Source organism: Nocardioides sp. YJ-D4, assembly GCF_054031495.1.
Genome location: NZ_CM132932.1, coordinates 1,960,751 through 1,983,911, shown reverse-complemented (window position 1 = coordinate 1,983,911; position 23,161 = coordinate 1,960,751). Strand labels below are relative to the sequence as shown.

At 68.3% G+C, this 23,161-nt stretch carries 26 protein-coding genes and 2 tRNA genes; 14 read left to right on the top strand and 14 right to left on the bottom strand.

Going from position 1 to position 23,161, the window contains the following annotated elements; all coding sequences use genetic code 11:
• Positions 1–125 precede the first annotated feature (125 nt).
• From ACW14X_RS09530 to ACW14X_RS09520, 3 genes are all read left to right on the top strand, one after another.
• Positions 126–509: a DUF805 domain-containing protein gene (locus tag ACW14X_RS09530; RefSeq protein WP_457165443.1), complete on the top strand. Its 384-nt coding sequence runs from the start codon at positions 126–128 to the stop codon at positions 507–509.
• 50 nt (positions 510–559) lie between these two features.
• Positions 560–641: transfer RNA gene (locus ACW14X_RS09525), tRNA-Leu, on the top strand.
• 111 nt (positions 642–752) lie between these two features.
• Entirely contained in the window at positions 753–1,163 is a 411-nt protein-coding gene (locus ACW14X_RS09520) for a hypothetical protein (RefSeq protein ID WP_160025191.1), read from the top strand.
• Between the two features lie 2 nt (positions 1,164–1,165).
• Here the strand turns inward: ACW14X_RS09520 and bcp are convergent, their stop codons facing one another.
• Positions 1,166–1,636, bottom strand: a complete 471-nt coding sequence (gene bcp, locus ACW14X_RS09515) for a thioredoxin-dependent thiol peroxidase (RefSeq protein ID WP_141806014.1) — start codon at positions 1,634–1,636, stop codon at positions 1,166–1,168.
• A gap of 82 nt (positions 1,637–1,718) precedes the next feature.
• Between bcp and ACW14X_RS09510 the strand changes: the two genes are divergently transcribed.
• The gene (locus ACW14X_RS09510; protein ID WP_160025189.1) at positions 1,719–1,976 is read left to right on the top strand and encodes a DUF3618 domain-containing protein; all 258 of its coding nucleotides are present in this window, start codon (positions 1,719–1,721) and stop codon (positions 1,974–1,976) included.
• Between the two features lie 29 nt (positions 1,977–2,005).
• Positions 2,006–2,332, top strand: coding sequence for a GroES family chaperonin (locus ACW14X_RS09505; protein ID WP_457165442.1), 327 nt, complete (start codon positions 2,006–2,008; stop codon positions 2,330–2,332).
• Between the two features lie 80 nt (positions 2,333–2,412).
• Here the strand turns inward: ACW14X_RS09505 and ACW14X_RS09500 are convergent, their stop codons facing one another.
• The 4 genes from ACW14X_RS09500 to ACW14X_RS09485 all read right to left on the bottom strand — a co-directional run bounded on the left by ACW14X_RS09500 (position 2,413) and on the right by ACW14X_RS09485 (position 6,735).
• Positions 2,413–3,003 (bottom strand): class F sortase, encoded by a 591-nt coding sequence (locus ACW14X_RS09500; protein ID WP_400460639.1) that lies wholly within the window; start codon positions 3,001–3,003, stop codon positions 2,413–2,415.
• The gene (locus ACW14X_RS09495) at positions 2,996–4,237 is read right to left on the bottom strand and encodes a hypothetical protein (protein ID WP_457165441.1); all 1,242 of its coding nucleotides are present in this window, start codon (positions 4,235–4,237) and stop codon (positions 2,996–2,998) included. Before ACW14X_RS09495 ends, ACW14X_RS09500 begins: the two co-directional genes overlap by 8 nt.
• Positions 4,238–4,340: 103 nt before the next feature.
• Positions 4,341–5,210, bottom strand: coding sequence for a GmrSD restriction endonuclease domain-containing protein (locus ACW14X_RS09490; RefSeq protein WP_457165440.1), 870 nt, complete (start codon positions 5,208–5,210; stop codon positions 4,341–4,343).
• Positions 5,211–5,427: 217 nt separating this feature from the next.
• The gene (locus ACW14X_RS09485) at positions 5,428–6,735 is read right to left on the bottom strand and encodes a hypothetical protein (protein ID WP_457165439.1); all 1,308 of its coding nucleotides are present in this window, start codon (positions 6,733–6,735) and stop codon (positions 5,428–5,430) included.
• Positions 6,736–7,185: 450 nt separating this feature from the next.
• On the opposite strand from ACW14X_RS09485, the gene ACW14X_RS09480 reads away from it, so the two are divergent.
• Both ACW14X_RS09480 and ACW14X_RS09475 read left to right on the top strand, forming a co-directional pair.
• Complete coding sequence (locus ACW14X_RS09480) at positions 7,186–7,857, top strand: biliverdin-producing heme oxygenase (protein ID WP_350841598.1); 672 nt, start codon at positions 7,186–7,188, stop codon at positions 7,855–7,857.
• Positions 7,858–7,873: 16 nt separating this feature from the next.
• Entirely contained in the window at positions 7,874–8,437 is a 564-nt protein-coding gene (locus ACW14X_RS09475; protein ID WP_457165438.1) for a TetR/AcrR family transcriptional regulator, read from the top strand.
• A 22-nt stretch (positions 8,438–8,459) separates the two neighbouring features.
• Here ACW14X_RS09475 and ACW14X_RS09470 read toward each other — a convergent pair whose 3' ends face one another.
• Together ACW14X_RS09470 and ACW14X_RS09465 are read right to left on the bottom strand one after the other, a co-directional pair.
• The gene (locus ACW14X_RS09470; protein ID WP_457165437.1) at positions 8,460–9,173 is read right to left on the bottom strand and encodes an enoyl-CoA hydratase/isomerase family protein; all 714 of its coding nucleotides are present in this window, start codon (positions 9,171–9,173) and stop codon (positions 8,460–8,462) included.
• Positions 9,170–9,991 (bottom strand): SDR family oxidoreductase, encoded by an 822-nt coding sequence (locus ACW14X_RS09465; RefSeq protein ID WP_457165436.1) that lies wholly within the window; start codon positions 9,989–9,991, stop codon positions 9,170–9,172. Before ACW14X_RS09465 ends, ACW14X_RS09470 begins: the two co-directional genes overlap by 4 nt.
• Positions 9,992–10,082: 91 nt before the next feature.
• On the opposite strand from ACW14X_RS09465, the gene ACW14X_RS09460 reads away from it, so the two are divergent.
• Together ACW14X_RS09460 and ACW14X_RS09455 are read left to right on the top strand one after the other, a co-directional pair.
• Complete coding sequence (locus ACW14X_RS09460; protein WP_457165435.1) at positions 10,083–10,835, top strand: PaaX family transcriptional regulator C-terminal domain-containing protein; 753 nt, start codon at positions 10,083–10,085, stop codon at positions 10,833–10,835.
• Positions 10,836–10,953: 118 nt separating this feature from the next.
• Positions 10,954–12,345: an ATP-binding protein gene (locus tag ACW14X_RS09455; protein ID WP_457165434.1), complete on the top strand. Its 1,392-nt coding sequence runs from the start codon at positions 10,954–10,956 to the stop codon at positions 12,343–12,345.
• Position 12,346: 1 nt separating this feature from the next.
• On the opposite strand, the gene ACW14X_RS09450 is transcribed toward ACW14X_RS09455, so the two are convergent.
• From ACW14X_RS09450 to ACW14X_RS09440, 3 genes are all read right to left on the bottom strand, one after another.
• Entirely contained in the window at positions 12,347–14,095 is a 1,749-nt protein-coding gene (locus ACW14X_RS09450) for an ABC transporter ATP-binding protein (RefSeq protein ID WP_457165433.1), read from the bottom strand.
• Positions 14,092–15,861, bottom strand: a complete 1,770-nt coding sequence (locus ACW14X_RS09445) for an ABC transporter ATP-binding protein (RefSeq protein WP_457165432.1) — start codon at positions 15,859–15,861, stop codon at positions 14,092–14,094. The genes ACW14X_RS09450 and ACW14X_RS09445 overlap by 4 nt, the downstream gene beginning before the upstream one ends.
• Before the next feature lie 818 nt (positions 15,862–16,679).
• On the bottom strand, positions 16,680–17,225 hold the full coding sequence (locus ACW14X_RS09440; protein ID WP_457165431.1) for a DUF6882 domain-containing protein: 546 nt from the start codon (positions 17,223–17,225) through the stop codon (positions 16,680–16,682).
• A 240-nt stretch (positions 17,226–17,465) separates the two neighbouring features.
• Here ACW14X_RS09440 and ACW14X_RS09435 point away from each other — a divergent pair, with 240 nt between their 5' ends.
• The 4 genes from ACW14X_RS09435 to ACW14X_RS09420 are packed head-to-tail and all read left to right on the top strand — an operon-like array spanning position 17,466 to position 19,870.
• Positions 17,466–18,677, top strand: a complete 1,212-nt coding sequence (locus ACW14X_RS09435) for a DUF5677 domain-containing protein (RefSeq protein WP_457165430.1) — start codon at positions 17,466–17,468, stop codon at positions 18,675–18,677.
• Positions 18,658–19,188: a phage integrase central domain-containing protein gene (locus ACW14X_RS09430; RefSeq protein WP_457165429.1), complete on the top strand. Its 531-nt coding sequence runs from the start codon at positions 18,658–18,660 to the stop codon at positions 19,186–19,188. Before ACW14X_RS09435 ends, ACW14X_RS09430 begins: the two co-directional genes overlap by 20 nt.
• A 28-nt stretch (positions 19,189–19,216) precedes the next feature.
• On the top strand, positions 19,217–19,441 hold the full coding sequence (locus ACW14X_RS09425) for a tyrosine-type recombinase/integrase (RefSeq protein ID WP_457166058.1): 225 nt from the start codon (positions 19,217–19,219) through the stop codon (positions 19,439–19,441).
• Positions 19,442–19,459: 18 nt separating this feature from the next.
• The gene (locus ACW14X_RS09420) at positions 19,460–19,870 is read left to right on the top strand and encodes a tyrosine-type recombinase/integrase (protein WP_457165428.1); all 411 of its coding nucleotides are present in this window, start codon (positions 19,460–19,462) and stop codon (positions 19,868–19,870) included.
• A gap of 102 nt (positions 19,871–19,972) precedes the next feature.
• On the opposite strand, the gene ACW14X_RS09415 is transcribed toward ACW14X_RS09420, so the two are convergent.
• From ACW14X_RS09415 to ACW14X_RS09400, 4 genes are all read right to left on the bottom strand, one after another.
• Positions 19,973–20,045 (bottom strand) — tRNA-Lys (locus tag ACW14X_RS09415).
• Between the two features lie 83 nt (positions 20,046–20,128).
• Complete coding sequence (locus ACW14X_RS09410; RefSeq protein WP_457165427.1) at positions 20,129–21,706, bottom strand: phytoene desaturase family protein; 1,578 nt, start codon at positions 21,704–21,706, stop codon at positions 20,129–20,131.
• Between the two features lie 10 nt (positions 21,707–21,716).
• Positions 21,717–22,139, bottom strand: coding sequence for a hypothetical protein (locus ACW14X_RS09405; protein ID WP_457165426.1), 423 nt, complete (start codon positions 22,137–22,139; stop codon positions 21,717–21,719).
• 2 nt (positions 22,140–22,141) lie between these two features.
• Positions 22,142–22,600 carry a MarR family winged helix-turn-helix transcriptional regulator gene (locus ACW14X_RS09400; protein ID WP_457165425.1) on the bottom strand — a complete coding sequence of 153 codons (459 nt, stop codon included), beginning with the start codon at positions 22,598–22,600 and terminating at the stop codon, positions 22,142–22,144.
• Positions 22,601–22,676: 76 nt separating this feature from the next.
• On the opposite strand from ACW14X_RS09400, the gene ACW14X_RS09395 reads away from it, so the two are divergent.
• Positions 22,677–23,057, top strand: a complete 381-nt coding sequence (locus ACW14X_RS09395) for an MmcQ/YjbR family DNA-binding protein (RefSeq protein WP_160025173.1) — start codon at positions 22,677–22,679, stop codon at positions 23,055–23,057.
• Positions 23,058–23,161 lie beyond the last annotated feature (104 nt).

Genomic DNA, 23,161 nt, shown 5'->3' with positions numbered 1-23,161 from the left:
GTGGTCCTTTACCCCGGAGTCCGTCCCGACTAGGTTTCGCACATCCAACCCATCTCAATGAGGAGAAATCCGAAGTGACGGATTACCCGCCGCCCCCGCCCCAGCAGCCGTACGGTGCTGGCCCCGTGGGCGAAGTTTCGCTGAGCCAGCCGCTCCGCGGTGCGTCGCCCCGCGACGCCATCGTGCGCTTCTTCAAGAAGTACGCCTCCTTCGAGGGCCGCGCCAGCCGGTCCGAGTTCTGGTGGCCCTGGGGCGCTGCTGTGGTCGTCAACATGGCGATCAACCTGCTCCTCGGCGCCGACTCGACCGCCGGTTCCATCATCGGCGGCATCTTCGCGCTCGCCATCCTGGTCCCGTCCCTCGCGGTCGGTGCCCGACGCCTGCACGACACCGGCCGCTCCGGCTGGTGGCAGCTGCTCTGGCTCCTCCCGTGCATCGGTTGGATCGTGCTGATCGTCTTCTGGGCCCTCCCGGAGAAGGCCGAGGGCGACAAGTACAACGTCGCCTGACCGGCGGCTAACCACGAACGGCGATCAGTCTCTAGACTGATCGCCGCTCGGCCGAAGTGGTGGAATTGGCAGACACGCAGCACTTAGGATGCTGTGCTCCAGGGCGTGCGGGTTCAAGTCCCGCCTTCGGCACACAGAGTCCGGGTCCGACCCGGGGCGTCCCAGGGTCGATCCCCATGGACATTGGTCACCGGACCCTCAAGGATGGAAGAACACCACCCCATCCAGGAGAGGGATGAAGTCATGTCGTTCAAGGACAACGCGTCCAACTGGCGCGATGGCGTCCAGAAGGGCGTCGAAGGCGCCAAGCCCGCTGTTGCGGACGCCAAGGTGAAGTCAGCACCTCACCTTGTCACCGGCGGCGAGAAGACCGTCGAGAAGGCCGGCGAGTTCAAGGCTCAGATCGAGGCCAAGAGGGCTGCGATGGCGTCCGCACCCGACGCGGACACGCCGCGCAACCAGGCCCTGTCGGGTCTGCTCCAGGTCGGCGCGGCCGCCACCGACGTCGCCGCCCAGGCGGGCGAGTGGCTGATGGAGACCGGTGCCAAGTGGAGCGCCGGCGCCGGCCCCGTGGTCGTCGAACCGCCGAAGGAGATCCCGGGGGAGGACGTACCTCCTCCGCCTGACTTCAAGAAGCCCGACGACCAGCAGTAGAGCTACGAGGCGAGGCCGAGGTCGCGGCGGAGCTTGGCGACGTGACCGGTCGCCTTGACGTTGTACTGCGCGACCTCGATCTTGCCCTCCTCGTCGACCACGAACGTCGAGCGGATCACGCCCTCGACGACCTTGCCGTAGAGCTTCTTCTCGCCGTAGGCGTCGTACGCCTTGTGCACCGAGAGGTCCTCGTCGGAGGCCAGGGTGATGGTGAGCCCGTCACGCTCGCGGAACTTCGCGAGCTTGGCGGGCTTGTCCTTGGATACGCCGACGACCTCGTAGCCGGCGGCCTTCAGCGAGTCGATCGAGTCGGTGAAGTCACAGGCCTGCTTGGTGCAGCCGGGGGTCATCGCGGCGGGGTAGAAGTAGACGATCACCTTGCGGCCGCGGAGGCTGCTGAGCGAGACCTCCGCGCCGGTGTCGTCGGGAAGAGTGAAGTCGGGGGCCACATCGCCCGGCTCGAGACGCGTCATGGAGCCAACCTAGCGAACATTCCCAGGCGAACCGCAGCGGTGGAGCACGCAGTGGACGTACGCCGGTTGCTAAGGTCTGCGCATGTCCAAGGACCAGACTTCCTCGCTCGAGTCCGAGATCGAAGAGATCCGCGAGCGGCTCGCAGGCACCATCGACGAGCTGATCTACCGGGGCAGCCCGAAGACGATCGTTCAGCGCCAGGTGGCGGCCATCAAGGCGGTCTACGTCGACCCGGTCTCCGGTGAGCCGAAGATGGGCAACATCGCGAAGACCGTCGGCGGGGTGGTGGGCACCGTCGTGCTCATGGCCACGCTGCGTAAGATCACCAAGGCCAACTGACCACTCCCCACCGGCAAGGCAACACGGACGTGACCGACAAGACCCCCATCAAGATGCTCCACGACCGGGTGCTGGTCGAGGTCGCGTCCGACGCCGGTGAGCGTCGCTCCTCGGGCGGCATCGTCATCCCGGCGACGGCCGCCATGGGCGCGGCCCGGCGGCTCACCTGGTCACGGGTGGTCGCCGTCGGTCCGCACGCGCGGGCCGTCGAGATCGGTGACCGGGTGCTCTTCGACGCCGATGACAAGCCGGAGGTCGAGGTCGCCGGAGAGGTGTACGTGCTGATGCGGGAGCGCGACGTGCACGCTGTTGCTGCGGAGCGGATCGCGGACGAGTCCACCGGCTTGTACCTCTGATTTACTGCCGAGTCGGCGCATCCGACCCCTCTGGCTCGCTTCGCTTCGCCAGACACGGGGTCAGATGCGCCGACTCGGCGTCACGAAGGCAGTGCGTTGAACCGATGCGCCATCACGACGATGTTGCTGTCGTAGCTCGAGCCGTTCCAGTCGGTGCAGGTGATGATCACCAGTCGGCCGTCGCCGTGGTCCTGCCCGAAGAGGCGCTGGGCCTGCTCGGCCAGCTCCTTGCGGCTGAGCACCTCGACGGAGTCGACCTGGTGCTGGAAGGTCCCGTCCTTGGTGACGATGTCGACCTCCTGCCCCTCCTCGATGTGGTCGAGCTTGTTGAGGCTGCCGCCACCGGTGTGGACGGTGTGGCCGGTGACGACCGTCTGACCCTGCGCTGAGCCTGGCTTGGCGCTGCCGACCCACCAGCCGATCTCGCGCGGGTTGCGCGGCGGGTCGAGCACCTCGCCCTTGAGGCGGATCGGGACGACCCTCGCCTTCGTGTTCAGCCCGGGCAGCTCGAGGCGCTGCGGGGCGCCGGGCGGCACCTCCACCGCGGCGCTGCCGCTGGGCCACAACAGCCCGGCCAGCACCATCGCGACAGCGAGCACGACCAGCGCGGTCCAGAGGCCACCCGCCGCCGCGGCGAGCCGCGGCGGCGAGTCAGCAGAGGTGTCAGCCACGCCGCAACGTGCGGACGTATGTCGCCACACCGGCGCCCGCGGCCGCGAGGAGCAGCAGGGTGACCAGAGCGATGCGTCCGGCGCTGCCGTCGTCGTAGCTCTCCACACCGGCGGTCACGACGGTCGGGACCGAGGCCGGCGGGTTGGCTGCCTTCGGCGGGTTCTTGACGACCGTCTTCGTGACCGGGCTGTTCGGGCCACAGTGGCTGGTGCCGATGGTCAGGTGCGCCAGGCTGCTGCCGACGAACGCCTCGGCGGCCGGGAGGATCTTGGCGTCGAGCGCGGTCACCGTGATCGCGCCGGGGGACTTGTCCTGTGCGTTGAGGGTGATGTCGAGGACGTTGTCCTCGAGCGGAGCGAGCTGCTCCTCGATCGAGGTCAGCAGTGTGTTGAGCACCTGCTTCTGCAGTTCGACGACGACGGGATCGATCGGCTGGAGCGCACCACCTAGACCGTTGGTCAGCTGGGCCCGCAGACCCTTGATAACGACATCGACCACGCCGGAGAGATCGGTGACTACCTTCTGGTTCACCGCGGGGTCGACGGGCAGGTCGACGAGGGTCTCCCGCTTGCCGCCGGGCAGGACCACGTAGGCGGAGGAGTTGGCGATGGTGCTGTCGCCACGGGCGGTGTCGTCATTGGCGGTGCAGTGGCTCTGCACGGCGCCGAGGTCCACGTAGATGCCGGCACCGTCCAACCCGTCGACCGCGGGGGCGAGGAGCTGGTCGAGCGCGCTGACGATCTGGCTCTGGAACGGCTTCAGGGCCTCCTGGACCTTGGCATCCATACCCTGGAACAGGTCGGACTGGATCACCTGCAGGTCGCCGAAGTCGAGGCTGGCTGCGTCGAGCTTGATGTTGTCGCCGCCGCTGAGGCAGTCGCCGGATCCGGCCGCGACCAGGGTCGCACCGTCGCCGGCGATGCCGGCGCAGGCGGCCGAGGTGGCGTTGCGCTTGGCGACCGCGTCCTGGGCCAGCGTGCCGACGTGGATGGCGTCCTGGCCACCGAGCGCCGTGACGATCGGCTCGTTGGTGCCCTTGGCCGACTCGCTGGAGCCGTCGTTGGTGACGGCATAGGTGCCTGAGTCGGTCGCTCCGGTGCCGGCCAGCTCGAGGCTCAGCGCGGTTGCGGACGCCTGCGACACCGTGGCGGCGCTCGCAGGTGCGGCTGACAAGGCAACCATGGCGGCTGCAGCCGCCACCGCGGCCCCCCGCGCGATGAGTGTTGTGCGCACGTGAATATCCCTCCCTTTGACGTTCGTCACACTCAACGGAGGAGGAGCCTCGTACGTTACGGGCTGGGGTATCGCTTCTGACCTGCGGAATCCGGGTGTCGCGTCAGCTGTCGCAGACCGTGCCGTCCTTGTCGCCGTCGCGGTACCAGGCGTACTCGGCGTCGCGGCCCTTCCGGTAGGGCCCGTAGCCCTTCGCGGTCGCCTTGGCGCAGGTGTCGAAGCGGGGATCCTCACCCGAGTCCGGGGCGGGGTCGCTCGGGGCAGGGTCGCTCGGTGCCGGGTTGCTCTGCGCCGGCCCGGCCAGGCGTACGGTGATCTCGGGGTTGTCGCAGCCGGCGGCGATGTCCTCGATCGCGGCCTTCTCCGCACGGTCGACGAAGAGGCTCCAGCGGATCTTCACGGCGACCCAGTCGGCCACGTACGTGCAGTGGTAGCTCGTGGCGTCGGGCATCCAGTCGGCCGGGTCCTGGTCGCCCTTGCTGCGGTTGGTCGCGGCGGTGACGGCGATCAGGGCGCGCGGGTCACCGAGGTCGTTCGCGTACGCCTCCCGCTGCTCGTCCGTCCACGCGTTGGCGCCGGACTCCCAGCCCTCCTTGAGCGCGACCATGTGGTCGATGTCGAGGCCGCCGGGGCGCTTGACGGTGACCCCGTCGTAGGTGGAGAGCCATACGCCCCTGGAGACGTCGCACCTGCCGCGGGCCTTCTTCTTCGACTCCTCGAGGAGCACCTCGGTGCGGGCGTCCTGGCAGTCGCCGTCGGCGTCGACCCAGTGGTTGAACTTCTCCCTCTCGTAGCCGGAGGCGACCTCCTTGGCGACGGGGAGCTTCGCGATGGCTTCGGTCAGCGGAAGGCTGACCTTCTCGCCGCTGTCGGCGCCGTATCCGGCTTGGACGGCGGTGTCTGGCTGGGAGACCTCGGCGCAGCCGGAGCAGAGGAGTACGACGGCGAGCAGGGTCGCCAGCGGGCGCAGCATGGGGTGACTCCAGAGAGATGGGGGAAGAGCTCTGGGGAGCATCGGGGGCGGCCCAACCCTGTCGGATCCCACGGCGGGCGGCACGCAGGCGCGCCGCCCAGAACCTGCACCCTTTCCGACAAAACGAGCGCGTCCCGGGCCGAGGCTGGAGCCTTGGCCCGGGACGTGGTTGTCGCAGGTTCTACGACGGTTCTACCGGGGAGTCCTGATCAGCGGATCAGGCGTGCGACCGGCGCAGCAGGAACCACCGGGTGGCGGCAGCAGCGGCGACGAGCAGCACGAGCGCGCCGGCGGCGAACCCGCCCTTGGCGGCCGGGGACGAGAGCAGGTTGAGCTCGGCGTTGGCCGGGGCGTTGTCGGGCTTGGCCTGGACGCTCGTGTCCGGGTCGGACTTGTCGCCGGAGACGACGACGTCGACGTTCTTCTTGTCACCGCTGGCCGCGGCCTTCTCCTCGGAGGCGGTGAGGCCGTTGGTGCCGCAGGTGCTGGTGCCGATGGCGACCTTCGCAGCGGTCGGGGCGCCGACCTTCTTCACGGCGTCGAGGACCTTGATGTCCAGAGCGGACACCTCGAGCGACTTGGCGGTCTTGTCCTGCTTGTTCAGGGTGAGCTTGACCAGGTCGGTCTCGAGGCCCTTGAGCAGCACGGCGAGCTGCTCCTTGATGTGCTCGATCAGGTCGACGCGGATCGAGACGTCCAGGCCGGCGAGCCCGTCCCTGGTCTTCAGGCCCGACTGGAGCAGCGTGTCGACGCGGCCGAGGACGGCGTCGGTCACCGGGGAGAGGTCGGGAACGACCGTCGTGTTCTTCTTCGGGTTCGCCGGCAGGTCGGCGACCTTGATGTCGCCCTTGCCGGGGACGTTGACGGTGACGGCGGCGTTCTTGAGCTGGGTCTTGCCCTTGAACGTGGAGCCCTGCGCCATGCAGGTGCTCTCCGCGGCGTCGAGGTCGACACCGACCGAGAGGCCGCCGACCTTGGCGAGCACGCCGGAGACGACGGTCTGGACCAGGTCGTTGACCGGGCCGAGCTTGACGTGGACGTCCTTGCTCTCGTCGTTGAGCAGGTAGTCGGTGGTGGCGCCCAGCTTCTGGAGGTCGAGCTCGGCGAGGTTCACCGTGACGGCCTCGCCCGGCTTCACGCAGCTGGAGCCGTCGCCGATGGCGACCAGGGTCGCGCCCTTGCCGGCCAGGGCCGAGCAGGCGCCGGAGTAGACGGTGCCGTTCTGGAGGGCGGCTGCCGCGTCCTGGGCGAAGACGCCGACCGAGAGCAGCTGCTGCTCGCCCGCGAGGAGCGGAAGAGCGGGCTTGTTGGTGCCCGAGTTGACGGTCTTCTTGCCGTTGTACGTGGCGGTGTAGCGACCGGTGTCGACCTTGACCTTGTCAGACACGTTGACGGTCAGAGCGACCGACGAGGCCTTGGCCTGGGGCTTCTCCGCCGCAGTCGCCGGGGCCGCGGTCACGGAAAGACCGATCATCGCGGTCGCCGCAGCAAGGGCGGCTCCGCGGACCGAGAGTGGGGAGCGCAAGTGACTTCTCCAATGGTGTTGATAACTGTCGATGACAGGGCACGACGAGTAGAAGTCAGCCTCTGCAGCCCCCCGGTTGCTGTGACTCGCCGTGACGAAGCGGGGAGTTTAGCCACGTCGGATCGCGGGTGCATAGGCGTACGAGACGGCCCGGATGGCCGTGAAATCGGCCGTAACTTCCCCGGCAACACGTCGTCTTCGAGCACCTGGTCGGACCCCTTGTTGATCTTCCTCATGATCGCTACCCGAACGTCTGAGACGCCTGGGCAAGTTGTGGTCGTCACGTTGTGCTCTCCGGTTCGGGAACAATGCACTGTAGGCATCTCCACAACCCGATCTGGCGCCAGTTTGTTAGGGTTACCTAACCAAAACCTTGCCGACTTTCTGACAGTGTGTCAGGATCTTTGCCGGACCGCCGATCGCTGCCGCCCGACCCTGACTGGAGGACACATGTCCGCCCTGCTCGCCGACGAGATGCACGACGCTCCACTCTCCGCGCTGATGCGCGAGGGCTCTCGGATCCAGCACACGGCCGCCGAGAGCTCCTCCTTCATGGAGGAGCTGCTGGCCGGCCGGGTCAACGAGCAGGGGTACGCCGACTATCTGCTGCGCCTGCGCAAGGTCTACGTCGCGCTCGAGACGGTCGGCCGCGACCTGGCCGCCACGGACGCCGTCGCCGAAGCCGTCCATGACGTCGCCCTGGAGCGCCTGGCCTCGATCGATGCCGACCTGGCCGTGTGGGCGCCCGGTGTCGACGGTGACGCCGTGGAGTCGGCGGCCGTCGATGCGTACGTCGCTCGGATCGAGGCCACTCGCGCCTGGGGCGGTCTCTACGCCGCCCACCACTACACGCGCTACCTCGGTGATCTCTCCGGTGGCCAGGCGATCGGCCGGCTGCTCGACCGGTTCTTCGAGCTCGACGGCGAGGGGGTGGCGTTCTACGAGTTCGCCGAGATCCCCAAGCCGAAGCCCTACAAGGACGGCTACCGCGCCCGCCTCGATGCGCTGCCCCTCGGCCCCGCGGAGAAGATCCGCATCGTCGAGGAGGTCCAGGTCGCCTTCGGTCTCAACCAGGCCCTCTTCGAGGAGCTCGGCGCTCGCCTCGACACTTATCGCAGGTGAACTAGGGTTCGCTCTCGTGCCCCGTATCGCCGCCGAGAACGTCCCCGAGCACCGCAGACTGGTGCGCGAACGGATCTTCGCGGCGTTCGCGGAGCTGATGGCCGAGGGCAGCTACGACGCCGTCAGCATGTCGAAGCTGGCACAGCGCGCGGAGATCGGACGCACCGCGATCTACCACCACTTCAAGGACCGCGACGCGGTGATGGTCGCGTTCGCGACCCACGAGACCTCGGAGTACGTCGCGTCCCTCCAGGCTCAGCTCGCCGCGAGCGATCAGCCTGCCGAACGGCTGCGGATCTACGTACGCAACCACCTCACCCTCGGCGAGAAGTTCCACATGGGCTTCGGCCCCCAGGTCTACGGCGGGCTCCCCGAGGAGGCTCGCCAGGAGATCCGTGAGCACGTCGTCGCCGTCGAGCAGGTCCTCGCCGGGATCCTCGAGCAGGGCGCCGAGGAGGGCGTCTTCGCCGTCTCCGACATCGACGCCACCCTCGCCCTCGTCCACGCCGTCCTGGGCACCCGCAACCTTCCGGCTGAGCGGATCGAGGAGTTCGTCCTCCGCGCCGTCGGTGCCCTGTGAGTCGCGCGCGCAGGTAGGTCGGCTAGCCCTGCGGCAGGCCGACGCTGTTCCTCTGGAAGTCGACGAGCCGTTCGTTCTCGTAGGTGATGCGGTCGGCAGTGCCCTCGAGGGCGCGGAACATCTCCTTCAGGGTGCGGATCCCGTCGGGCGACTGGCGCACGATGAGCTCTGCCAGCTCGAGAGCGACCGCCTCGGCTTCGTCGGCAGGAGCCGTACGCAGGGCCAGGCCCGTCGCGACGGCCTCGTCCGCCCCGACCGGGCGCCCGGTGTAGATCAGCTCCTTGGCGCGGGAGAGGCCGACGAGCTGGGTCAGTCGGGCCGGGCCGACCGGAACGCCCAGCCGGGCGCCGGCCCAGGCGAGCTTCAGGTTGGCCCCGGCCACGCGCAGGTCGCAGCCGGCGATGATCTCGGCGCCGGCGCCCACGCAGTTGCCGACGCAGACAGCGATCGTCGGCACGGGCACCTGCTCGACGAGCCGGTAGAGCTCGGCGAACGCCTCCATCCGGGCGACTCCGCCGGCCGCGTCCAGGGGCTCGGTGACGTCCGCGCCTGCACAGAAGGCGTCGGGAGATGTCGTCGAGAGCACCACGGCGCGAACCTCGCCGTCATCGGACAGTTCCTTCAGCGCGTCGTTGAACAGGCGGAGCGTCGGGGTGTCGAGGGCGTTTCGCTTCTCGGGACGGTTGAGCCGGAGGATCTCGACGTCTCCGCGCCGCTCCCGCACAAGGCTGGTCATGGCCGGTCCACGAAGATGTCGTACTCCAGGTCGCCGGTCCCGCCGTACTTGGAGAAGTCCGTGACTCCAGCGTCCCGAAGCACGTCCACGTCCAGGAACGAGTTGCCGGTGCACTCGCGCGAAGGGCGCCCCAGGATCTCCACCGCGGCGTCGGCGACGATCTCGGGCGTACGCGACCTCTCCACCGCTGCGTCTCCGCCGAGGAGGTTCTGCACCGCGGCCGTGGCGATGAGGGTCTCGGGCCACAGGCAGTTGGCGGCGATGCCGTGCTCGGCGTACTCCGCTGCCCAGCTGAGCGTCAGCAGACTCATTCCGTACTTCGCCAGGGTGTACGCCGGGTGTGCGCCGAGCCACTGCGGCGCGAGGTTGATCGGCGGCGACAGCGACAGGATGTGCGGGTTGGCCGATGCGCGCAGGTGGGGAAGCGACTTGCTCGTGAGCAGGTACGTCCCGCGCAGCTGGATCTGCGTCATCAGGTCGAAGCGCTTCATCGGCAGGTCTTCGGTGCCGTCGAGCGCGATCGCGGAGGCGTTGTTGAGCACGATGTCGATGCCGCCGAACCGCTCGACGGTCTGGGCGACGGCGTTCTCCACCGAGGCCTCGTCACGGACGTCGCCGACCACTGCCAGCGCCTGCCCGCCCGCTTCCTCGATCTCCGCAGCGGCCGTGTGAACGGTGCCGGGGAGGCGTGGGTCGGGTGTGTCCGTCTTCGCCAGCAGCGTGACGTTGGCTCCCAGCCTGGCCGCGGCGATGCCCACGGCCAGGCCGATGCCGCGGCTGCCGCCCGACATGATGATGGTGCGTCCATAAAGGCTCATGCCCGGGGACGTTACAGATCCTCTGCGGCTGTGGCAATGATGTAAATAACACATCGTCTGCGGATGCGGGATTCATGTAAGATCCGCAGCGATGTCACCGACCCATCCCGATGCGAGCGCCCTTCGCCCTGTGTCCGCCCGATCGGCGCTCCTGGGCCTGCTCATGAGCGCCGAGGTGCCGACGTTGTCCGCCCGCGAGCTCGTCGCGGGAGGCCGTCTGGTCGGCTTCTCGGAGACGACGGTCCGGGTCGCGCTCTCCCGCATGGTCGCCGCTGACGACCTGGTCCGAACTGCGGAGGGGAGGTACCGGCTCTCCGAGAGGTTGAGCCACCGCCAGCGCCGGCAGGAGGCGGCGATCCATGTGCAGACCGGCGCCTGGGACGGTGACTGGGACATGGTCGTGGTGACCGCCACCGGCCGCTCCGCCGCCGACAGGGCGAGCCTCCGGGCCACGCTCACCGACCTACGTCTGGCCGAGCTGCGTGAGGGCGTGTGGGTACGCCCGGCGAACCTCGACCTCGAGTGGTCCGATGAGCTCGCCGGCCTGTGCGAGCGGCTGACGATGCGGCCCACGACCGACCCCGCGGAGCTTGCCGGCAGGCTGTGGGACCTGGCCGGCTGGGCCGACCGGGCGCGCGAGCTGCTGGCGGCCACCGACACCGACGACCCGGTGCTGCGGTTCACCGCCTGCGCCACCTCCGTACGTCACCTGCTCGCGGATCCCGTCCTGCCCGGCGAGCTGCTACCCGCGGACTGGCCGGGTGCCGCGCTGCGCAAGGCGCACCTCGACTACAAGGACTGGCTGATCGACACTCGCCGGGCGCTCACCGAGCGCATCTCCTGAGCGTACGAGCGTGATCGGATGTCGCGGTGGCGTGGTAGCCAGCGGGATACGATCCACAGGTTGAAGTACGCCACGGATGGTCGTCCGCAGGCGAAACGTCAGGGATTGCGGGGGAGACGTGAACACTTCTGAGGCCTTGCTCGCTCATTCATCCGACGGCCGCACCTTCGTGTACGTCGGGCAGGAGACCTTTGCCGTCGTTCCGGGCGACATCGTGGTTCTGAGCACCGAGGACAGCGAGGTGCTCGGTCAGGTTCTGGACTGCAACGACCCGGCCGTGCTGGATGACGGTGGGTCCGGCATCCTGCTCGGTCCGCTCGACGAGACCGGCGTACCGCGTCCGGAGCGCCGTCAGCCGTTTCGCAACGCCCGGCTCTCCGCGCCCAGCGCACGGCACCTCGAGCGACTGCAGCAGGTCTCCGGGGCCACGCTGGAGGTCGGCACGTGGCGGTCCGCCGGACACGAGGTCCCCGGTCGGCTGAGGGCTGGCGCCTTCAACCGGCACACCTTCCTGTGCGGCCAGAGCGGCTCCGGCAAGACCTATGCGCTCGGGGCGATGCTGGAGCGGTTGATCTTGAACACCGAGCTCCGGGTCGTCGTGCTCGACCCCAACGCCGACTTCGTCAGCCTCGGCGAACCGCGTGCCGACGCGCCGACGGAAGTTGCCGATCGCCTGTCCGCGACGGCGGTGCGGGTTCTGGGTGCAGACACGACCGACTACGAGCCGCTCAGGCTGCGCTTCTCCACGATGTCGCGCCGAGCCCAGGCGGCGTTGCTCGAGCTCGATCCGATGCGCGATCGCGAGGAGTACAACCTCTTGATCCACCGCATGGACGAGATGGCCTCGTCCGACCTGCAGCAGGTGATCCGCAAGCTCTTGGTGGGTGCCCCGGACGAGCGCGCGCTGGGTCAGCGGATCGAGAACCTGGGCCTCGACCGCTGGGAGGTCTGGGCCGGCGAGCTGCCGTCCGCCGCCGAGATCGTGTCCTCGGGGAGCCGAGCGACGGTGCTCGATCTGAGTGGTTTCGAGGATCCGCACGAGCCGATGGCGGTCAGCCTCGACCTCGTCGAGCGCTTGTGGGCGGAACGCACCAGCCGGGTTCCCACCTTGATCGTGATCGACGAGGCCCACAACCTGTGTCCGGCGGACGCTTCCGGTGCGTTGCAGCAGACGCTGGTGGACCGCATCGTGCAGATCGCGGCCGAGGGTCGGAAGTATGGGCTGTGGCTGGTGCTCTCGACCCAGCGACCCGACAAGATTCATCAGCAGGTCGTATCGCAGTGCGACAACCTCGTGCTCATGCGGATGAACTCGCCCGGCGATGTCGCCGCCGTTGCTCACCTGTTCGGCTTCGCGCCCTCGGCCATGCTGCGTACCGCGCCGTTCTTCCAGCAGGGCGAGGCGCTCTTCGCCGGACGCTTCGTGGCAACGCCGTCGTTCTTCCGGATGGGTGCGCGATTCACGAAGGAGGGAGGCACGGACGTGGCGGTTCCCGTCGCCGCTCCGTGACTCACCTGATCGGTTCGCCGACCAGCTGCCAGCCCGCCGCAGACGTACGCTGCTGCCAGAAGTCCCGATAGCGACCTCCGGCCGCGAGCAGGTCGGCGTGGCTGCCGCGCTCGGCGATCCGGCCGCCGTCGAGGACGAGGATCTGGTCGGCGGCCGTCACCGTCTGGAGCCGGTGGGCGATGACGATGACGGTGCGGTCGGCCGCCAGGGCGGTCAGCGCCTCCTGCACCGCCGCCTCGTTCTCGGCGTCGAGAGCCGCGGTGGCCTCGTCGAGGAGGACCACGGAGGCGTCCTTGAGGAGCGCACGGCAGATCGCGACGCGCTGGCGCTCGCCGCCGGACAGCGTTGAGCCGGCCTCGCCGACGCGGGTGTCCCAGCCGTGCGGAAGGCGGGCGACGATGTCGTCGACGCGGGCCAACCGCGCGGCTTCGTCCAGTCGGGCCGGGTCGGCGTCGGGAGCGGCGAGCAGGACGTTGTCCCGCAGAGTGCCCTCGAAGAGGTAGACGTCCTGGAAGACGATGGACACCTCGGCCATCAGCGCCTGGGTCCCCAGATCGCGTACGTCGACACCACCGACCCGCACCGACCCGGAGGTGACGTCGTGGAACCGGGCGGCCAGCCGGAGCAGGGTCGACTTCCCGGACCCGGAGGGCCCGACGATCGCGGTGAGCGAGCGGGCCGGGGCGGTGAAGGACACCCCGTCCAGCACCGGGGTGGAGCCGTCGTAGGAGAAGGAGACGTCGTTCATCTCCACCGCGCCGTCACGTGGGGTGGCGGGGACGGACGGCTCGGGGAGCGGGGCGGTCTCGAGCAGGTCCAGGACCCGGCGCAGCGACCCCTGGGCGATCCGCAGGGCGCTGGAGAGCTCGCCGAGGTCGACCATCGACTCCACGAACCGCACGCTGAGCACCAGCAGACCGATCGCGGTCGCGGCGGCAAGTGTGCCACCGAGGACGAGCTGGACCGAGAGGGCGACCACCACGGTGAGCAGCGCCTGGACGGCGAGCAGCTGGAGTCCGCGACCGCCGAAGCCGGTCACCAGCATCCGCCGGCTGGCCGCCCGCTGGGCGGCGAAAGCATCCTCGACCAGCTCGTTGCCATGGACGGTGCGGCCGAAGACCCGCAGGGCCTGCTGGTTGAGGGCGAACTCCACCACCCGCGCCGAGCCGTTGGCCATCGCGGCGTCGTAGCCGGCCTCGGAGCGCCCGATGATCACGCTCAGCAGGCGGGTCGCGGCGAAGACCAGGACCACGCCGGCCAGCAGCGCCACCCCGAGCCGCCACTCCATGACCAGCAGTGCGGCGACCACGGTGACCGGGCTGATCACGGCCGAGGTCATCGGCCGGAGCAGGTGACCGGGGATCGAGGAGATGTCGGCCGCGCCCTTGGACGCCATCCGGCCGACCATCCCGGTGCGGTCGGCGTCGTACCACCCCAGCGGCAGCCGGGCGACGTGTTCTCCGAGCCGGGCCAGGGTGCGGTCGAGGAGGTCGCAGGCCAAGTCGTAGCCGGCCAGGTCGGCGAGGGCGAGCAGGACGTGGTGGGCGACCAGCAGCCCCAGTAGCACGGCCGCCCACACGGTCACCCCGTCCCAGTCCTGGGCGAAGAGGGCGACCAGCAGCGGCACCAGCGCGGCGAAGGCGAGCCCCTGGAGGATCCCGGTGGCGACGAAGGTGGCGACCACTCGCAGCAGCCGGCGACGGCCGTCGTGGTCGAGGAGGGTGCTGAGCATGCGTACGACGGAGATCATCGGGCCACCTCGGTGGTCTGGGTGTGGACGGGTTCCAGGTGGGCACGCTGGTCGGCCTGCCACAGCCGCGCGTAGAGGCCGTCGGCGGCCAGCAGCTCGGCATGGGTGCCGGACTCGGCGACCAGGCCGGAGTCGAGGACGACGATCCGGTCGGCGCCGGTGATCGTGGAGAGCCGGTGGGCGATGACGAGCAGGGTACGCCCGGAGACCAGCCGGGAGAGCGCCTGCTGCACCTGCGCCTCGGACTCCGGGTCGGCCGCCGCGGTGGCCTCGTCGAGGACCAGAACCGGGGTGTCGGCCAGGATCGCCCGGGCGATCGCGACCCGCTGCCGCTCGCCTCCCGACAGCAGCGCGTCTTCGCCGACCACCGAGTCCAGTCCGCGCGGCAGGGCGTCGAGACGGTCCAGGATCTGCGCCGCGGACGCGGCATGACGTACGTCCTGGTCGGAGGCGTCGGGGCGGGCCAGCCGGATGTTGTCGCGGACGCTGGTACGCAGCAGTGAGGTCTCCTGGAAGACGAACGAGACCCGCTCGTAGAGCTGCTCGCTGGTCAGGGTGCGCAGGTCGCAGCCGCCGAGGGTGATCGACCCGAGAGTGGGGTCCGCGAAGCGGGGGAGGAGCCTCGCCAGGGTCGACTTGCCCGACCCCGACGGGCCGACGAGCGCGGTCACCGTGCCGGGTTCGAGGGTCAGCGAGATCCCGTCGAGCACGAGCCTGCCGCCCGGTGTGTAGGCGAAGCCGACCCCGCGCAGCTCGACACGGCCGCCCTCCGGGCTCGCTACGGTCGTCGGGGCCGGGAGCTCCGGGGTGTCCAACAGCTCCTGGATCCGCCGCGCGGCACCGGTCGCCTCGCGCAGCTCGCGACCGGCGTACCCGGCTACGGTCACGGGTGCCGTCATCGTCAGTCCCAGCACGAGGAACGGGACCAGGTCGATCGCGGCGAGGTGGCCGCCGCGCACCAGCAGCGAGCCGACGACGGCGACGAGCGCGAGGGCGAGCACCGGGGTCAGGGCGAGCTCCATCACCAGCATCCCGAGGGCGGAGTGCCGCATCCAGTCGCGGTTGAACCCGCCGAAGCGGCCCGCGACCTCGGTGAACCGGCGGTGCGTACGGCCCTCCCGGCCGAAGGTCTTGACCACCGTGATCCCGTTGACCAGCTCCACGGCGGCCGAGCCGAGCTCGGCCAGCCCGCGGTCGTACGTCTGGTAGAGCTCGCTCGCGCCGTGCATCGAGATCCGCAGGCCGATGATGCCGGCGACCAGCGGGACGCAGGTGACCAGCGCCATCGTGACGTCGACCGAGAGCAGGTACGCCGCCACGGTGAGCGGGAGCGTGATGGCAGCGGTCAGCTCCATCGCCGAGTGCGCGACCAGGTGGTGCAGCGCGGCCACGTCGTCCTGGACCGCCTTCTTCACCTGCCCCGAGGAGCGCTCGGTGAACCAGGCCAGCGGCACCCGGCCGAGCCGGGCGACCAGGCTGCGCCGCAGCAGCACCGAGAGGTCCAGGTCTGCGGCGTGGGAGAGCCAGGAGGCGGTCAGGATCGTCGCCAGCCGTACGCCGAGCGCGGCCAGGCTCACCTGGACGACCAGCCAGGCGCGGTCGGCGTCGACGCTGCCGCCGCCGGTGGCCGGTAACAGGATCCGGGCCAGCTCGACGATGCCGATCATTGGCACCAGCCCGGCGACCGTGGAGACCACGGTCAGAGCAATACAGGCGAGAAGGCGGCCGCGTACGGGCCGGAGGATGTCGCTCAGTGGCGAGGCCATCAGGGCATGTCCTTGTCCAGTGGAAAGGTCGAGGTCCGAGAAGCCTGATCAAGCTGGCCGACGGCCACCTCGGCGCTCCACGAGCTCATCCACGCCTAGAATCAGGAATCATTCTCATTTTGACATGATGGGTGGGCAGGAGGAAGTCGCCACGCCCAGGATCCGGAGCGGTCGAGATCGGGCAGAAGGCGGGCCCGGTTGGACGTATTGGCGGGCATGTAGATGGTTACCGTGCTGGGTGCCGACGGAGCCGTCTGGGTGACTTCGTCCGTGGCTTTCTCAGGGCTGTGAGGTTCAGGGCCGGTCGCAGGCAGTGACACCACGATGCGTGCCGCCGGTGCCGTGGCCTCGGACTGCTCCGGGGTCGCGGTCATATTTTCGAGCGGCGAATGATCCTGAACCGCATTCCTTACGCGTCGGGCATCGAGAGCCTGAAATGCAAGAAACTCCCGACCGAAACCGCTGGTCAGGAGCCTTGTTTGGTACGCCATGTAGGGCTTGAACCTAAAACCCGCTGATATCGCCGCGGCCCCGCTGCCATCGTCGCCTAACGGCATCCGCCGCGGCTTGAACCCACGTGTCCGTTGCGGTTGTTCTGTAGCGATCGACCCCCATTGTGTCCGCGATTGTGTCCGCACCCGTGAGGGAGACCAGATGAGTGCCACCGAACCGATAGCCAGCCAAGATTGCTCGGCGTTGCCTGGTGTCAAGGGTGGCGTAGCCCATTGCGTAGCAATGCATTTGCGCCCTTGATGCCAGGTGGCGGCGTGCAAACCCTGGGGATCGGGGCAGGGGCCGGAGGTGCAGCGCGCTGGGTCTCAGTCACCGATGTTGATGCTGAAGGTCGAAGGCTCGCCGTCGACTGGAGTTATGGTCACTGGCCCGAAGGTGATGAAGACGCTGGCAGCGCCGCTACTTCGATAGAACCCCGTAGCGCGAGTAAGCCGGACGGCGAGGGCTGCGAGGGTTGCTGCCAGTTGGTCGTCGGCCTCGAGCTTGGGCACGGTGAGGTTGGTGTTGCCGGTGTCGTTCGCCCAAGAGCGGATCGCTTCGGCGTCGGTGCGCATGGCCGGCAGGATGCTGTCGTTTGCCCAGGCCCACATCCAAGATGCGGCGTCGGCGTTGTAGCTGCCGAGGATCCGCGCAGGTGCGGTGGCCGTCTTGTCGGGGAAGGTCCAGGTGATGATGCCAGTCTGCTGGTCGAGTCCCCAGCGGTCGGCGGTACCGAGTCCCCAGGTGGAGGTGTGAGCGTTGGCGAGCTGCTCGATCATGGCTTCGCCTTCGAGGAGCAGCGTGCTGAGGTCGGTGTCGTGGGGGCTCGGGCTCGGCGGGGTCGAGGCTTGAGCTCGGCGGAAGAGTGCCATGCCGGGCAGTGTCGCAGATCGGCGAGGTCAGCGCTGACGGGATGAGGCCGCCAATGGTCGAGAGCGCCTTGGTCTACGGACTGGGCGCTCTTCTTCGTTTGCGCGGCACGCAGCGTGACCGGCCGCCAGGCCGCACGCCCCCGGAGGCCGCCTTGGGTCAGTAGAGAAAGTTCTCACGAGAACTGGGTAGTCGCGTGAGAACAGCAGACGAGCGTGTTGGCACCGGGGGAGGATGCTCGTGTGGTTGATACACCGTTCGGTGCGTTCGAGGCACGGCGTGATCTCGGCTCTCGGTACGTGGATTTGGAGCCGACGCTAGACGAGGAGCTCCCGGGCTTCGGCGAGGCTGCGGGAAACGTGACGCTCGCGCTGTTCGGGCTGACGGCGCAGGTAGTAGGGGATCAGGCGACTCACGCTGCGGTTCGACTCCTATTGAACTTGGCTGTCAATGACTTCCGGGATCTGCTGGAAGACCTGAAGCGGGGCGCCGGACGATCCGCGATGCGAACTGCCCGTTCACTTATCGAACACGCGATAAACATGCATGTGATTGCGGACGATCTTGCCGAGGCGTCTAGATATCTAGAGCACCTCGACCGGGGCCCAGCAATTCTCGTGGAGTTGGAACCTGGTTTCGCCCGGATTGAAAAGGCGAACAAGAAGGCTGGCAGTTCGTATCGTCACGCGCTGCGGAAGTACGGCGCTGCGGCGAATCGGCGGTTTGCGAAAGCCGTCGCGCAACACGGCCCGTGGTTTCGAAACGGCTGGACGACTACCAAGTTGCGTGATCGCGCGGTGGGGTCCGGCCTTGAGCATCTCTACCCGTACTACCAACTAGCTTCGCTAGTGGTCCACGGAAGCTCTGGTGGGGCTCTGGGCACGGTACGAAACCACTCTGACGGAAGATCCACCTACCGCACCGGCCCAGCGCTGGAGATCGCCCCAGTTGCGATGTGGGCCGGGCTCGCGGCATTCCGAGACGTTCTGTCGGGTTTGAGAAAGGCGCGTCCGGACATTGACCCCGCGCTGTACTCAGGGGACTTGGATTCATTGGACGCGCTCTGGGTTGACTACTTCCTGTTGCTCACGAGGCTCGACAATGAGCTGTGGCCGCGCGAGGGCGTGAGACCGCCGACAACTGTGCTTGCATTTACCCAGAAGCGAACACGGAGGTGGTATCTCCATATTCCTAGTCACGGTGTTCTAGTTCAGGCTGACGAACCGGTGCTTCCCGACTGGATCGAAGCCCAGGTTGACGGAATGATCGACATCATGCTGGCGCAGGAGCCTCAACTATTTCGGTCAGATCAAAGGTGGCTGACTGCGACGGTTCCTCACGTGGGATTGAAGATTCGTGCGGACTCTATCGCTATCCCCGACACTGCTCTACTGGAGACGCCTCCAGAGGGGTGGGAGATCCGAGAAATTGGCCGTGTGGAGCGTGACCGTTGACCTAACGAAATCGGTCGTTCCATACATTGATGTCGCTCTTGGCCGGTCGCATGCGCGGGTCAAGGTCCGGCTGTGGTCCGGGACGATTCGGCCGGTGAAGCGCTCGGGCAAGACGTATGCCGATGCGACCCGTCGTGTGCTCGATGCTGTCCGTGAGCTCCTGGAGCAGGGCGGCGGTCCAACCGGACTTACCAAGGCGTCGACGTTCCGGCAGGCTCACGCTTCGTGGCTGGCCTCGTCCACGTTGCAGGTCGAGAAGGGTAAGCGGGCTGAGTCGCCCCTTGCGCTCTACACCACAGAGAGTGAACGCGTTGTGCTGCCGGCTCTCGGCGATCTTCGCTTGGGCGAGATCAACACTCCGGTTGTGGAGCGGTTCATTCAAGGGGTGGTCGCGGACAAGGGGCCGTCGACTGCGAAGGTCTGCAAGTCGGTGGTCTCCAACACCTGCTCTCATGCTGTGCGTCAAGGCGGGATGAGCACCAACCCGGTGCGCGACCTGACGCCGATTTGAGGCCACGAAGAAGCGGAAGGCCAAGGCGCTGCGCGGTAAGGAGATCAAGGCGTGGCTCGATGCTATTGACGCTAGCGACCTCGGCCGGTGCAAGGACTATCACGTCCTGGCCCGGTTCATGCTGGCGACCGGGGTACGCATCGGCGAAGCGCTCGCGGTGACGTGGGCCGACCTCGACCTCGCGGCCGGCACGGTCAAGATCGAACACACTGCATACCGGTCAAGGGCAAGGGCGTGGTGTGGCGCAAGGTGAAGTCGGCGACCTCGGATCGTGCCCTGCTGCTCCCGACATGGTGTGTGTCCTTGCTTAAGGAGCGGCGCAAGAAGATGCGGGCCTTCGACGGTCCGGTCTTCCCTGACGCCAAGGGTGGTTTTCGGGACCGGAACAACGTTCAGCGCGACATACGCAGCATCCGGAAGGGTACGGGACTTCGAGTGGTTGACGACCCACACCTACCGAAAGACGGTCGCCTCGACGCTCGATGAAGCCGGCATCAGTGGGCGCCAGGTCGCGGACCAGCTGGGGCACTCGCGGGTGTCGATGACCCAAGACACCTACCTCGACCGCCGGCCGGTCAACGAGAATAACCTGCGTGCGCTGGAGGCGATCGACCCTGACGTAACAGAGAGTGACGAAGGCGACGGCGGCGAGGACGAGCTGACCGTGGAGGCGGGATCGTGAATCGCGTGCACTGTGTCCGCGATTCTGTCCGCACTGCTGGATTTGGTCGTGAAATGAAAGCAGCCCCTTACCTGTCATCCCAGGTCAGGGGCCGATTTCCTGTACGCCATGTAGGACTTGAACCTACAACCCGCTGATTAAGAGTCAGCTGCTCTACCAATTGAGCTAATGGCGCATGTCTTGGAGCCCGTCAGGCGCGCTCGGCGACGAGAAGAACAGTAGCAGCGGGCTCGGATGCGCCCCAAATCGAGGACGTCGTCAGCGGAGCTCCAGGACGGCTTGGGCGGCGTTGTGGCCGCCGAGGCCGGAGACGGCGCCGCCGCGGCGGGAGCCGGAGCCGCAGAGCAGGATGCTGCCGATGTCGGTGGCGACGCCCCAGCGGGCGGCGGGGGTGGTCAGGTCGGCGTCGTCGGGGGCCCAGGGCCAGGCGAGGTCGCCGTGGAAGATGTGGCCGCCGGGCATGGCCAGGTCGGCCTCGATCTCCTGGGGGATCTTGGCCTCGATGCACGGCTCGCCGTCCGCGGTCCGCGCGACGACGGAGGAGATCGGGTCGAGCAGGTGACGGTCGAGGGAGGCGATGGCGCGTTCGACCGCCTGGGCCTTGCGCTCCTTGCGGGTAGCCGAGTCCTCGAAGAGGGTCGCGGGAGCGTGCAGGCCGAAGTAGGTGAGGGTCTGGGTGCCGGGCGGTACGTCGCCGAGGATGGAGGGGTCGGTCAGCGAGTGGCAGTAGACCTCGCCAGGCATCTCGGTCGGCACCGAGCCGGCGGCGGCCTCGGCGTACGCCCTCTCGAGCTCGGAGTAGGACTCGCCGAGGTGGAGGGTGCCGGCGAAGGCGACCTTCGGGTCCTCGCCGGAGCGCAGCCGGGGGAGGCGCTCGAGGAGCATGTTGATCTTGAGCTGGGCACCCACCGGCTTGTCCGCGGGGGCGGGGGTGCGGCCGAGGAGGCCGTCGAGGACGTACGGAGCCAGCCCGGAGAGTACGTTGTCGGCCGCCACGGTGTGGGAGCCGGAGGCGTCGGTCCAGGTGACCTCGGCGCCCTCGCCGACGGAGCCGCCGCGGATCGAGGTGACGGTCGCGCCGGTGCGGACCTGCGCCCCACCTGCGTACGCCGCCTTGGCGATCGCCCCGGTGACCGCGCCCATGCCGCCGATCGGGACCCGCCACTCCCCGGTCCCGTTGCCGATCAGGTGGTAGAGGAAGCAGCGGTTCTGGATCAGGCTCGCCTCGCTCAGGCCGGCGAAGGTGCCGATCAGGGCGTCGGTGGCGACCACGCCGCGGACCAGGTCGTTGGCGAAGCGGCGCTCGATCGCCTCCCCGAGCGGCCGCTCGACGATGTCGCGCCAGATCGGCGCACCCACCTCCGAGCGGATCGAAGCACCCGCGGGAAGCGGGGAGGTGAGGGTCGGCGCGACGACCTGCGCGAGCTCGCTGACCTCGGAGTAGAACGACTGCCACGCGGCGTACTCCTCGTCCGACCCGGTCACCGCGCGGAAGCTCGCCGCGGTGGCGTCGCCCTCAGGCGTCTCCACGAGCAGGCCGGTGGCCCGCGAGCCGTCGAGGTAGGGGGAGTACGACGCGGTCTGCCGTGACGCGAGCTCGATGTCGAGCCCGAGGTCGGTGCGGATCTGCTCGGGCAGCAGCGAGACCAGGTAGGAGTAGCGCGACAGCCGGGTCGGGAAGCCCTCGAACGCCTGGGCCGAGATCGCCGCGCCGCCGACGTGGTCGAGCCGCTCGAGCACCAGGACCGAGAGGCCCTCCCGGCTGAGATAGGCCGCGGCGGTGAGGCCGTTGTGACCGCCGCCGGCTACCACTACGTCGTACTTCTCCTGTGCCATGGCCCCGATCCTAGGAGGTGGCCAGAGCGGCGTTGGCCCGTTCGGTGAGGGTGGCCAGGACCCGCGCGGTCACGACCAGGTCCTCGGCCGGGATGTCGGAGAAGAACGTCCTGGTCAGCGGCTGGGTCCGCTCGGTGATCTGCTGCTGGAGACGGTCGCCCTCCTCGGTCAGGTTGAGGCCGTCGGCGATCAGGCCGCGGGCGATCGCGGCGTCGAGATGCGACTCGACCTCGGCCGCGGAGACCTTGATGTTGTCGGCCGTCGATGCGACCAGATCGGCACGCGTGGCATCGCCCTGGCGCAGGTAGTTGAGCAGGAGCGACTGCTCGAAGGTCAGGTCGTAGTCGTCGAGCACGTTGAGGAGGTTCTTGCGCACGGCGAAGTAGGCGACGCCGAGGTTGGCGCCGCTGAGCGGAGGAGTGGCAACGGTCATGATCAGTCTCCAGATGTGGGATCGGTGTCGATGGGGGCGGCGAGCATCGCCTCGAGCGCTGCTTGCGCCTCGGCGGCACGACGGCTGTTGCGGCCGCCGAGCGGTGCGGTGAGCTGGTCGAGCAGCCGACCGGTCACCGCGATCGCCTCGCGGGTCACCTCGGTGCCCTCGGGCGTGATGACGAGGCGTACGGCTCGGGTGTCCCTGGTGTCGCGGACACGCTCGACCCAGCCCCTCGTCTCGAGCTGGCGGGCGAGCTTGGAGACGTACATCGGCTCGAGGCCGGTGAGGTCGGCGAGCTGCTTCTGGGTCGGGGCCTCGGAGGCGCGGAGGCCGTGGAGGGAGGCGATGAGTGAGTACTGCGCATGGGTGAGCCCCAGCGGCGCGAGCGCTCTGTCCATCGACACCCGCAGACGCATGGCCAGGCGCCACACGACGTATCCGATCGTCTGCTTCTTCATGGAAGAAACCGTACATGTTGATCATAAACATGTATAGCAATTAAGAATGTCCGTGGTGCCTGGCAGGATCGGAACCATGGCTGAGCGTCCTGAGGTCCCCGAGGCGATGGTGGCGCGGTTGAGGGAGATCCTCGCCGCCTTCCCGAAGTGCCTGGAGGACGACGCCTGGGTGGGGGTGCGCTGGCGGGTCGGCCAGGAGACGGTCGCGCACGTCTTCGGCGGCGAGGATCAGCTCTTCCGGATCGTGTTCCGGGGCGAGCCCGACGAGGTGGTGGCCTTCGAGCACCTCGGCCACCCCTATTTCAAGGCCGGCTGGGGTGGCAACGTGGTCGGGATGATCCTCGACGACGACACCGACTGGGACGAGGTCGCCGAGCTCCTGACCGACTCCTACTGCATCCAGGCGCCGGCCAAGCTGGCCGGTCTCGTCGAGCGTCCGTCGGTGACGACGGAGTAGGTCCGCTCACCTTGGGCGGGTGGCGTACTCCCGATCAACCAGCTTTCGCTGGTCACGCCCTGGTTTCTCGTGGCGCCGGTGATTCCGGTGCTCGTCTGCCACCT